Origin of the sequence: Flavobacterium xinjiangense, from assembly GCF_900142885.1 — a bacterium.
GTDB classification, from domain to species: domain Bacteria; phylum Bacteroidota; class Bacteroidia; order Flavobacteriales; family Flavobacteriaceae; genus Flavobacterium; species Flavobacterium xinjiangense.
The window spans coordinates 104,435-116,529 of record NZ_FRCL01000008.1; the positions used below are offsets into that span (position 1 = coordinate 104,435).

14 protein-coding genes are annotated in these 12,095 nt (G+C 33.9%); all 14 read left to right on the top strand.

What is annotated here, in order from left to right; all coding sequences use genetic code 11:
• Positions 1–42: 42 nt before the first annotated feature.
• The 14 genes from BUC23_RS11165 to BUC23_RS11230 all read left to right on the top strand — a co-directional run bounded on the left by BUC23_RS11165 (position 43) and on the right by BUC23_RS11230 (position 12,083).
• Positions 43–435 (top strand): hypothetical protein, encoded by a 393-nt coding sequence (locus tag BUC23_RS11165; RefSeq protein ID WP_073209428.1) that lies wholly within the window; start codon positions 43–45, stop codon positions 433–435.
• A 122-nt stretch (positions 436–557) separates the two neighbouring features.
• Positions 558–1,712 (top strand): F0F1 ATP synthase subunit A, encoded by a 1,155-nt coding sequence (atpB, locus tag BUC23_RS11170; RefSeq protein WP_073209431.1) that lies wholly within the window; start codon positions 558–560, stop codon positions 1,710–1,712.
• A gap of 33 nt (positions 1,713–1,745) precedes the next feature.
• Positions 1,746–1,937, top strand: a complete 192-nt coding sequence (atpE, locus tag BUC23_RS11175) for an ATP synthase F0 subunit C (RefSeq protein WP_007136870.1) — start codon at positions 1,746–1,748, stop codon at positions 1,935–1,937.
• 125 nt (positions 1,938–2,062) lie between these two features.
• Entirely contained in the window at positions 2,063–2,563 is a 501-nt protein-coding gene (locus tag BUC23_RS11180) for a F0F1 ATP synthase subunit B (protein ID WP_073209433.1), read from the top strand.
• A gap of 2 nt (positions 2,564–2,565) precedes the next feature.
• Complete coding sequence (gene atpH / locus BUC23_RS11185; protein WP_073209435.1) at positions 2,566–3,099, top strand: ATP synthase F1 subunit delta; 534 nt, start codon at positions 2,566–2,568, stop codon at positions 3,097–3,099.
• Between the two features lie 38 nt (positions 3,100–3,137).
• Entirely contained in the window at positions 3,138–4,715 is a 1,578-nt protein-coding gene (gene atpA / locus BUC23_RS11190; protein ID WP_073209437.1) for a F0F1 ATP synthase subunit alpha, read from the top strand.
• Positions 4,716–4,809: 94 nt separating this feature from the next.
• Entirely contained in the window at positions 4,810–5,670 is an 861-nt protein-coding gene (atpG, locus tag BUC23_RS11195) for an ATP synthase F1 subunit gamma (protein ID WP_073209439.1), read from the top strand.
• 87 nt (positions 5,671–5,757) lie between these two features.
• Entirely contained in the window at positions 5,758–6,201 is a 444-nt protein-coding gene (locus BUC23_RS11200; protein ID WP_073209441.1) for a GNAT family N-acetyltransferase, read from the top strand.
• Positions 6,202–6,212: 11 nt separating this feature from the next.
• The gene (locus tag BUC23_RS11205; protein WP_073209442.1) at positions 6,213–6,710 is read left to right on the top strand and encodes a hypothetical protein; all 498 of its coding nucleotides are present in this window, start codon (positions 6,213–6,215) and stop codon (positions 6,708–6,710) included.
• Between the two features lie 37 nt (positions 6,711–6,747).
• On the top strand, positions 6,748–8,214 hold the full coding sequence (locus BUC23_RS11210) for a lipopolysaccharide biosynthesis protein (RefSeq protein WP_073209444.1): 1,467 nt from the start codon (positions 6,748–6,750) through the stop codon (positions 8,212–8,214).
• A gap of 177 nt (positions 8,215–8,391) precedes the next feature.
• Positions 8,392–8,826 carry a dUTP diphosphatase gene (gene dut / locus BUC23_RS11215; protein ID WP_073209446.1) on the top strand — a complete coding sequence of 145 codons (435 nt, stop codon included), beginning with the start codon at positions 8,392–8,394 and terminating at the stop codon, positions 8,824–8,826.
• An 84-nt stretch (positions 8,827–8,910) separates the two neighbouring features.
• Positions 8,911–9,921 (top strand): sugar phosphate nucleotidyltransferase, encoded by a 1,011-nt coding sequence (locus BUC23_RS11220; RefSeq protein WP_073209448.1) that lies wholly within the window; start codon positions 8,911–8,913, stop codon positions 9,919–9,921.
• A gap of 42 nt (positions 9,922–9,963) precedes the next feature.
• Positions 9,964–11,316, top strand: coding sequence for a tetratricopeptide repeat protein (locus BUC23_RS11225; RefSeq protein ID WP_073209450.1), 1,353 nt, complete (start codon positions 9,964–9,966; stop codon positions 11,314–11,316).
• Positions 11,313–12,083 carry a lipoprotein insertase outer membrane protein LolB1 gene (locus BUC23_RS11230; RefSeq protein WP_073209452.1) on the top strand — a complete coding sequence of 257 codons (771 nt, stop codon included), beginning with the start codon at positions 11,313–11,315 and terminating at the stop codon, positions 12,081–12,083. Before BUC23_RS11225 ends, BUC23_RS11230 begins: the two co-directional genes overlap by 4 nt.
• Positions 12,084–12,095 lie beyond the last annotated feature (12 nt).

Sequence of the window (12,095 nt, forward strand, 5' to 3'; positions counted from 1 at the left end):
AATTGCCTTGAGTTTTTTTGACTTATGGTAAAATACAATCTCATGAATTTAAAAAATTACAAACCGCTTTTAAGTTTAGCATTGCTGATAATAGTAGCGTATATTCTACACAAAGTTATTTTTTACAGTTTTAATATAGATGACAGCGCTTTTCATTATTCGATAGAAAAATTATATTTGATATTTTCAGTTTTGTCTGTAATAGTTTTTGTTGTTTTGTTGAAAGTAAAAGAACAAAGTTTTGATAATATTGGAATGTCATTTCTATTGAGTACAAGCGTTAAAATGGTTGTTTGTTATTTGATTTTAAGGCCTGTATTGCAAGCGTCAGGTGAGAATAGTATCATTGAGAAAAGGAATTTTTTTGCAATGTTTATTCTCTTTTTAGCAATGGAAACCATCCTTACTATACGAATATTAAACAAAAATCAATAAACAAGGAGTTTTATAAGCAGAATGCGCGAAAAATAAATTTTTTATATGCTTTTGAATATTAATAAAAAATGTACCTTTGCACCAAATTTTAGAAACGTAATAAATTAAGATATTTAACTGTTATGGTGATTTCAAACAAACCACTTAGATTTATAATAGCGACATTAGTAGCGTGTCTTCCTTTAATTAGTTTTGCAAATCCTGAACAGGATACTGTAAAAGTACAAACTGAAGTTGCTCATCAGGCAACCGAAGAAGGTCATGAAGGAGCTCATGCTGAACCAACAGATGTAAAATCTAAAATTAAAGCATTTATTGGTCATCACGTTTTAGATTCCCATGACTTTACATTTTTTTCAGATGAAGTAGAAGGAAAACATTACGGTTTTTCTTTACCTGTAATTATTTGGGATAATGGTCTGCACGTTTTTTCTTCGGCTAAATTCGAACACGGTGAAGCTGTAGCAGAATCAAATGGAAATTACTACAAAATAAACCACCACGACGGTAAAATATACAAAACTGACGCTTCAGGTACAATAACTGAAGACGAAAAAACAGGTTTCCCAACTAATGTTCGTCCGATAGATTTTTCTATAACAAAAACAGTTTTGTCTATAATGATTGCTTCATTATTGATGTTTTTAATATTTGCTGGATTGGCAAAATCATACGCTAAAAACAAAGGAATTGCTTCTGGAGTTGGAAGAATTTTTGAGCCGGTTGTATTATATATCCGTGACGAAATCGCTATTCCAAACATTGGCGAAAAGCACTACAAGAAATACATGAGTTATTTATTGACTATATTTTTCTTCGTATTATTCTTAAACATATTTGGTTTAATGCCATTTGGAATCAATGTAACAGGAAATTTAACCATTACATTTTCATTGGCTATCCTGACATTTTTAATCACGAACCTTACGGCAAATAAAAATTACTGGGGGCACATTTTTTGGATGCCTGGTGTGCCTAAAGCAATGCGAATCGTTTTAGCGCCTATTGAATTGTTAGGTATTTTTATTAAACCTTTTTCATTGATGATACGTTTGTATGCAAATATTTTTGCAGGACATATTGTATTGATGAGTATTATTGGTTTAATGTTTATCTTTAAAAGCTGGTTAGGAAGCACTTTATCATTTGGATTGTCATTTGTACTTTCTATTCTTGAAATATTAGTAGCTTTTTTACAAGCGTATATTTTTACCATGTTATCTGCATTGTACTTTGGTTCAGCGGTAGAGGAACATCATCATGAGGAAGCTCATTAATAAATTGAATGTTTAATTTTTAATATATATATTATGCAAATTCCAACTATTGTAGGAGCAGGGTTAATTGTAATCGGAGCAGGTTTAGGTATTGGTAGAATTGGTGGTTCAGCAATGGACGCTATTGCTCGTCAACCAGAAGCTTCAGGAAAAATCCAAACAGCTATGCTTATCGCAGCTGCACTTATTGAAGGTATTGGTTTCGCTGCGTTATTCGCATCTTAATTAAAACTCAAAAAACAATAGTTGCAACGGTTGGTTGTAACTATTGTTTTTAAAATTAAAACATTACAAATTGCTTTTTTATGAGCAATAAAAAAATCATAATTTAAAATTTATAATTATATATAATGGATAAGTTAATAAATCAGTTTGAGTTAGGTTTGTTCGTTTGGCAAGTTTTAATATTTGTTGGATTAATATTCTTATTGAAAAAATTCGCTTGGAAACCAATTCTTGATGCAGTTAATGATAGAGAGGAAGGAATCAAAAACGCATTGCTTTCTGCTGAAAATGCTAGAAAAGAAATGCAAAATCTTCAAGCTGACAATCAACGTATTTTACAAGAAGCAAGATTAGAGCGTGACAACATGCTTAAAGATGCTCGTGAAATGAAAGAGAAAATGGTTGCTGATGCTAAAAACGAGGCGCAAGTTCAAGGTCTGAAAATGATCGAACAAGCAAAAGCAGCAATCGAAGGTGAGAAAAATGCAGCTATGGCTGAATTGAAATTACAAGTTTCTACTTTGTCATTGAGTATTGCAGAAAAATTATTGAAAGACGAATTGTCTAACAAAGAAGCTCAGACTAAATTAGTCGAGAAAATGTTAGGTGACGTAAAACTGAACTAATTATGGCAAGTACAAGAGCAGCAATTCGTTATGCAACAGCAATTTTAGATTTAGCAACCTCAAAAGGTGTTGCCGAAGTTGTGAATAACGATATGAAATTGATTGCTTCAACAATCAACGGAAACTTGGAATTAAGTACTTTTATTCAAAATCCAACTTTAAAAGTTGAGGTTAAAGAAAAAGCGCTTTTAGAAGTTTTTGCAGGTATTGATGCAGTTACTCAAGGATTATTTCATTTGTTATTTGAAAACAAAAGATTCGAAATTCTTGAAGCAATTGCCGAAGAATACAGTAAATTATCTGATGTTATGAATGGTGTTGAAGTAGCGAAAGTTACTACAGCTATTCCAATGGATGCGGCACTTGAAGCTAAAGTTTTAGCTAAAATTGCAACGCTTTCAGATAAGAAAATTACAATTGAAAATATAGTAGATGCTTCAATCATTGGAGGATTTATTCTAAGAATAGGTGACAAGCAATACAACGCTTCAATTGCCAACAGGTTACAAGTATTAAAAAGAGAGTTAAGTAATTAGTTTTATTACACATTTAAGTGTCTAAATTATAAATTAAGATGGCGGAAATCAAACCTGCTGAAATTTCAGCAATATTAAGAAAGCAAGTAGAAGGTTTTGAATCTGGTGCTACACTAGAAGAAGTAGGAACAGTACTTCAAGTTGGAGATGGTATTGCTCGTGTTTACGGGCTTTCTAATGTTCAGTACGGAGAATTAGTTGAATTTGACAATGGATTAGAAGCTATTGTTTTGAATCTTGAAGAAGACAATGTAGGTGTGGTACTTTTAGGACCATCTACAGGAATCAAAGAAGGTTCAACTGCTAAAAGAACACAACGTATTGCTTCTCTTAAAGTAGGAGAACAAATGGTAGGTCGTGTAGTAAACACTCTTGGTTTTCCAATTGATGGAAAAGGACCAATTGGTGGAGATTTATACGAAATGCCTTTGGAAAGAAAAGCTCCTGGAGTTATCTTCCGTCAACCAGTTACTGAGCCATTACAAACAGGTATTAAAGCAGTAGATGCTATGATTCCAGTTGGTCGTGGACAACGTGAGCTAGTTATTGGTGACCGTCAAACAGGTAAATCAACTGTGTGTATCGATACTATCTTAAATCAAAAAGAATTTTACGATGCAGGAAAACCTGTATTTTGTATATATGTTGCAATTGGACAAAAAGCGTCAACTGTAGCAGGAATTGCTAAAATGTTAGAAGAAAAAGGTGCAATGGCTTATACCATTATTGTTGCAGCTAATGCTTCTGATCCAGCTCCGATGCAAGTTTACGCTCCTTTCGCAGGTGCTGCAATTGGAGAATATTTTAGAGATTCAGGTCGTCCGGCTTTAATTGTTTATGATGATTTATCTAAACAAGCGGTTGCTTACCGTGAGGTTTCTCTTTTATTGAGAAGACCACCGGGACGTGAGGCATATCCTGGAGACGTTTTCTACCTTCACAGTAGATTATTAGAGCGTGCTTGTAAAGTAATTGCAGATGATGGAATTGCTAAAAACATGAACGACTTACCAGATTCTTTGAAATCAATTGTAAAAGGTGGTGGTTCATTGACTGCTTTACCAATTATTGAAACTCAAGCTGGCGACGTTTCTGCTTATATCCCAACAAACGTAATTTCGATTACAGATGGTCAAATTTTCCTTGATGGAGATTTGTTTAACTCTGGGGTTCGTCCGGCAATTAACGTAGGTATTTCGGTATCTCGTGTTGGAGGAAATGCACAAATTAAATCAATGAAAAAAGTAGCTGGTACATTAAAACTAGATCAAGCACAATTCCGTGAATTGGAAGCGTTTGCTAAATTTGGTTCTGATTTAGATGCTGTTACTTTAAACGTAATTGAAAAAGGAAAAAGAAACGTTGAGATCTTGAAACAAGGTTTGAACGATCCTTATACTGTTGAAGATCAAGTTGCGATTATCTATGCTGGTTCTAAAAACTTATTGAGAAATGTTCCTGTGAATAAAGTAAGAGAATTTGAGAAAGATTTCTTGGAATTCTTGAACAACAAACACAGAGCAACTCTTGATGCGTTGAAAGCAGGAAAGTTAACAGACGAAATTACAGACGTAATCGAAACTGTAGCAAAAGAATTATCAGCAAAATATAATTAATTAGATAATTGGTTAATTAGATAATTAGAAAATGTCTCAGGATGCTTTTTAATTGTCTAATTATCTAATTGTCACATTTTCTAATTAGAAAACAATGGCAAATTTAAAGGAAATCCGTAATAGAATTACTTCCGTTTCATCTACGATGCAAATTACATCGGCAATGAAAATGGTTTCTGCAGCAAAGCTAAAGAAAGCACAAGATGCAATCACTGCGATGCGCCCTTATGCCGAAAAATTAACGGAATTATTGCAAAATCTTTCTGCTACACTTGATGGTGATGTTGGAGGAGAATTTACCACACAACGTGAAGTAAAGAAAGTACTACTTGTTGTTGTAACTTCAAACAGAGGTTTAGCTGGTGCTTTTAATACGAATGCAATTAAAGAAGCTAAAAACCGTGCTGCATTTTATGCAGACAAACAAGTGGATGTTTTTGCTATAGGAAAAAAAGGAAACGATGTTTTAAGCAAAACGCTTTCAGTAGTGGATAATCAAAGCGCTATTTTTGATAATTTGACTTTTGACAATGTGGCTTTAATTTCGGACCTATTGACTCAGAAATTTATTTCAGGTGAATATGACAAAATCGAGTTGATTTACAATCAGTTTAAAAATGCAGCGACACAAATCGTTCAAACAGAACAGTTTTTGCCACTTGCACCTATTAAATCGGATAAACCAGTTTCTACAGGAGATTATATTTTTGAACCTTCAAAAGAAGAAATTGTATTGACTTTGATTCCAAAATCATTGAAAACACAATTGTACAAAGGTATTCGTGATTCGTTTGCATCTGAACATGGAGCTCGTATGACCGCTATGCACAAAGCAACTGATAATGCAACCGAATTGAGAAATCAATTGAAATTGACATACAATAAAGCACGTCAGGCGTCTATTACTAATGAAATCCTTGAGATTGTTGGTGGAGCTGAAGCTTTGAACGGATAATAATATATATTCTATATATTTTAAAGAGCCACGCTATTGCGTGGCTCTTTTTTTTATTAATTTTATACTTTTAAAACAAAAGAAATAATGTCTTTACTAATCAAAGAACTGACCACAATAGACGAAATGCTTGCTAATATTGAAGTAATGCGATTCCTATATCCAACATTTACCGTAGAAAAATATGAATCGTACCTGGTTGAGATGATTCCGCATAATTACAAACAGGTTGCCGTATTTGAAAATGAGATTTGCGTTGCTGTTTCAGGATTTTGGTCTGGGACAAAACTTTGGTCGGGAAAATACATTGAGATAGACAACTTTATTGTTCATCCGGATCATCGTTCGAAAGGTTTGGGTAAGATGATGACGGATTATGTGGATGCTTTGGCCAAAGAAACCGGCTGTACGATGATTGTTTTAGATGCATTCACAGGAAATTTCACTGCACACCGTTTTTATTACAATCAAGGATATGTTCCTAAAGGATTTCATTTCTTGAAAATTTTAAACGAAGAGGGATTAAGTTAAATTGCTGAAAAATGAAAACCTATTTACAAATTGCATTCTTTTTAGTAATTGCAGTCAGTCTGGTTTACTGTGCTCCAAAAGAAAACCAAAAAACCAAATTCCCGCAAAAGATAAAATCAGTTTATTTTCAGAAAAGGGTTGACATAAAAGAAGCTAAAAACAGCGGAACAGATTTTTATATTGAATTTGAAGCTCCACTTTCTAAAGAAATTCAACTAGTAAAAATCTATTTTCAAAGTCAGGAAGCTAATTTTGAACCGATAACAAAAAATATTTTTGTGGCTTATTTAGCTTCAAAACCTACCAATCCAGATTTAATTTTACACAAGGACAGTCAAAAGGAATATGGCAACCAAGCGCCAATTATTATGAAGCCTAAATTTGATTTGAAACCAATCGAAGCGCTACTGGAATATAAAAGGAACGGCAAAAGCTATTTTTTCAAATTAAATAACGCTAAAGAAAAGCCAATGATTGCTCCTCCAAGTGTGATTAAACCAAAGAAATAGTTATTTTTGTTTTTATAATATTAATTAATGCACCATTTTGGGACTATATAAAAATCTTTTTAAACAGACTGTTATTTATGGATTAGCGACAGTCATTCCGCGAATGTTCAGTTTTCTATTGGTTCCTTTATATACTGATTTATTACCAACTGCAGAATATGGAAAAGTTTCCATCATTTTTGCGTACATGATTTTCTTCAATGTCATTCTGACTTACGGAATGGAAACTGCTTTTTTTAGGTTCTATAATAAAGAAATCGATAAAAAAGTGGTCGTCGAAACCACTATGGTTTCTATTTTTTGGACGTCAATTTGTTTCTTATTCCTAGGACTTTTATACCGTAACACCTTATCGCAATGGTCTGGAATAGACTCGCAGTATATAACCTATACCATTTGGATATTAGTATTGGATGCCTTGGTGATCGTTCCATTTTCAAAATTACGAGCGTATCAAAAACCAATGGTTTACTCCGCTATAAAAATTGGAAATGTTGTTGTTAATCTTAGCTTAAGCGTTTTCTTTCTAGTCTATTTACCTGAGATTGCTCAAGCGCATCCGGACAGTTTTTTAGGGTCGCTGTTTATACATAATTTTCAGATAGGTTATATTTTCCTAGCCAATATCATTGCTAGTTTATTAACATTTGTTGTTCTTTCACCGGACTATTTATTATTAAAATGGAGATTTGATTTGGAGCTCTGGAAACGAATGATGCGTTATGGCTTGCCCATAATGGTAGCTGGAATTGCATTTGCCATCAATGAACAATTCGACAAAATCCTTTTAGGAAGATGGCTGCCTGCAAATATTGCCGAAACTGAAGTTGGAGTATATTCCGCTTGTTATAAATTAGGATTGTTCATGGTATTGTATAGAACCGCTTATACGCTAGGAATCGAACCGTTCTTCTTTAGTCATTCTTCTGAACCCAATGCGCCGCAAACCTATGCCACGGTCACCAAATATTTCGTGATATTTGGTTCGTTTATTTTATTGTCGGTAATTGTTTTTGCAGATGTTTTCAAATATCTGATGATTCGCGACCCTTCTTATTGGGAAGCCATGAAAGTCGTTCCGCTGATTATTTTGGCTAACTTTTTCCTCGGAATTTACACTAATCTTTCCGTTTGGTACAAACTCATCGACAAAACGTATATCGGGGCTTATATCTCTATTGTCGGCGCTATAGTAACATTGGGGCTGAATTATCTTTTAATTCCCACAATGAGTTATTATGGATCTGCAATCGCAACTATTGCCGCTTACGGAAGTATGATGGTTATATCGTATTATTTAGGAAACAAATACTATCCAATTCCGTATGATGCTAAGAAAATTGGGGGATATCTCAGCTTATCAATTGGGTTTTCAGCGATTTCATTTTATGGTTTCAGAGAAAATTATTATGTTGGGATTTCATTATTACTTGCATTCATGTATTTCATATATTACAACGAAAAAGAAACATTATCCCGAATTTTAAACGCCAAAAAGAATTAAATTTATCCTATTGAATTTTTAGGAGCTATTTCCTGCTATTCGTTACAAACGAAGTTCACTGAACTCCAATAAAAATATAAACAAAGTGAAGTAATCTTTTATTACCCTGTCAGGGTTCAAAACCCTGACAGGGTAATAAAAGGATTTTCACTGCTATGAGGTCTAAAAAATAAAAATATGACAATAAACATCATCAATAAATCAATTCATAGTTTACCAAATTATGAAACCAAAGCTTCGGCAGGGATGGACTTAAGAGCCAATTTAACCGATTCTATTGTACTGAAACCACTGGAAAGAGCCATCGTGAAAACAGGTCTTTTCATAGAATTGCCTATTGGCTACGAAGCACAAGTGCGCCCAAGAAGCGGATTGTCTGCCAAGAATGGGATCACCGTACTCAATTCTCCGGGAACTATTGATGCCGACTATCGTGGTGAAATAGGAGTAATTTTAGTAAATTTATCCAACCAACCATTTGTAGTCGAAAACGGAGAACGCATAGCACAACTCATCATCGCCAAACACGAACGCGCTGAATGGATAGAAGTTCAGGAATTAACCGAAACTTCCAGAGGTGAAGGTGGTTTTGGAAGTACTGGAGTAAAATAAATTAATAATTTAAAGATTAAATGATTGAAAGATTTTTGATTCTAATTTTTCAATCATTTAATTTCAATTTTTCAATAAAATAACATGAAAATAATTGTCCCTATGGCTGGTCGTGGATCACGCCTTCGCCCACATACATTAACCATTCCTAAACCGTTAATTCCTATCGCTGGAAAACCAATTGTTCATCGTCTGGTAGAAGATATTGCAGGCGTATTGAATCAAGATATCGAAGAAGTTGCCTTTATTATTCACGAAAGTTTTGGCAAAAAAGTAGAAGAGGAATTAATTGCGATCGCACAAAAATTAGGCGCCAAAGGAACGATTTATTACCAAAACGAAGCTTTAGGAACAGGTCACGCTATTATGTGTGCTAAAGATTCTTTGAGCGGACCAGCTGTTATTGCTTACGCCGATACTTTAATTCGTGCCGATTTCGATTTAGACCAAAATGCGGATAGCGTGATTTGGGTAAAACAAGTAGACGAACCAGAAGCTTTTGGTGTTGTAAAACTGAATGAAGCGAATGAAATAGTTGAACTGGTGGAGAAACCTGCCGAATTTGTTTCGGATCTTGCCGTTATCGGAATTTACTATTTTAAAGATGTAGCCGTCTTAAAAAACGAACTTCAATTAGTATTGGATAACAATATTATTCACGGTGGAGAATATCAAATAAACGATGGAATAAAACAAATGATGGCAAAAGGCATGGTATTTGTTCCCGGTAAAGTCGACGAGTGGATGGATTGCGGAAATAAGAATGTAACGGTAGAAACAAATTCCAGAATGCTGGGGTTTTTACATAATGACGGAGCACATTTAGTGGACTTTGATGTTAGGTTAGAAAATTCTATTATTATTCCACCTTGTTATATTGGAGAAGATGTGGTGCTGATTAATACAACAGTTGGACCGAATGTTTCTTTAGGAAATGGGTGTCATGTGTCAAACAGTACCATAAAAAACAGTTTGGTGCAAACCCATTCGCATATAAAAAATGCTAATCTGGATAACGCTATGATAGGAAATCACGCCAGTTTTGATGGTAATTTCACTAGCATCAGTATAGGAGATTATTCTGTGTTGGAATAGATTTCGCTCAATCTTCCTAAAGTGGAGGAAAAATAAAAACTAATGAAAAAAATTTCATTTTTATTTTTACTTTTCGTTTTGCAATGCAATTCTACTTTGTTATGGGCACAAACAGAGCCCGAGGAAATCAAACAGGATGCGGATCAGTTTGAAGACTCTTTTTATGAGTCTTTGCTTCAAAAAGGAATTGAAAATTATGATAAAGCGATTGTTTCTTTAGACAAATGTTTGAAGTTACAACCGAACAATGCGACGGTTTATTTTGAATTGGGGAAAAATTATTTAGCGTCAAAAGATTATAAAAATGCCTACAGTTCATTTGAACGCGCCACCCAAATTGACCCAACTAATGAATGGTTCTGGGTTGGCATGTATGATGTGAGTTATGAAACCAGGAATTTCAGTCAGGCAATCGTGATAACCAATAAACTGATAACGTTCGACAGCAAGTACAAAGAGGATTTGACGTCACTTTATATGGCCACAAGTCAATTTGACAAAGCGTTGGATCTCATCAACGAATTGAATGAGACCTCTGGAAAAACGGAAAGAAGGGAGTTATACAAAATACAGATTTTGTCGGAGGGAAAATATCAAAACACGGAAATATCAAATTTGATAAGCCAAATTGAGAAAGACCCAAAAGAAGAGTCTAATTATATCGCGTTGATAAATTTATATTCGAGAAATAACGAAGAGGAAAAAGCATTTGAAACCGCCAAAAAATTAGCGGAAGCAATTCCAACATCGGAATGGGCACAGGTGAGTTTATTCAAAAATTATTTGGAGAATAACGAGGCTCAAAAAGCAATAAACGCTATGAATATTACTTTGGCCAGTGCCAAAATCGATTCGAAAATAAAGCACAGAATGCTGAATGAGTTTTTGATTTTTACAGATAAAAACCCTCAATATTCCCCTGATTTAGAAAAAGCAATCGCTTATTTTGATTCGGACAAGGAAGTTAACGTAGCCAAGGAAGTAGGGAAGTTTTATCACAATAAAAAACAATGGGATAAAGCCATTAAATATTATGAAAGGGCATTAAAAAACGGGGATTCCGAAGATATCGAAACTAATTTGCTTTTGCTTCAAGCGTATACTGAAGTGAAACAATTTGAATTGGTAGGTAAAAAAGCGATGACAATGATAGAGTCTTTTCCATCGCAACCTCAATTTTATTATTATTCTGGTTTGGCAAATAACCAATTGCGCCAATTTAAAAAAGCGAAGGATATATTGGAAATGGGTTTAGATTATTTGGTAGACGACAAAACAATGGAAATTAATTTCAATATCCAACTTGGAGAAGCATACAATGGTTTGGGAGATGACAAGAAAAAAGAATTGTATTTTTCTAAAGCCAATCAATTATTAAAAGAAAAAAAACAATGAAAAGAATAGCAATACTAGCCGTGGTGGTATTAATGATGTCATGTAAATCGAAAGCGATTGTGGCTGAGGCAAGTGTAAATGCCACTCATTTGACTGCAAATAAAATTATAGAAAACCATTACAACAATAAAAACAATTTTTCTACATTATATATTAAGTCGAATGCACGTTATGTCGATGACAAACAGACACAAAATGTTACGGCCGAAATAAAAATCAAGAAAGACGAACAGATTTTGATAAGCATTCGTTTTCTGGGAATTACAATGGCAAAAGCATTGATTACGCCAACATCAGTAAGCTATTACGAGAAAATCAACGGTAGTTATTTTGAAGGAGATTTTAGAGGGTTGAGCCAATGGTTAGGAACCGATTTAAATTTCACTAAAATTCAAAATATGTTGTTAGGAGATGCAATAGATGATTTGAATAAAGGAAAATATACGGAGTCACTGGCGGAACAAACGTACAGATTAGACGACGTTTCGAATAGTAATACTAAAAAATCGTTTTTCTTTGACGCTGATAAATTTTTGGTAAAAAGACAGGAAATAACACAAACTGCCGAAAACAGAACGATAAAAGTAGCATATTCAGACAGTAAAGTATATAACGAAGCTACATTGCCTTCTAGCGTTTTAATAAACACGTTACAGACGAAAGGGAAGACCGAAATAAATTTAGATTACAACACCGTATCCTTCAATGAAGAACTTTCTTTTCCTTATAGTGTTCCAAATGGGTATAAAAGAATTATAATTAAGTAAATTTGTAAAAAA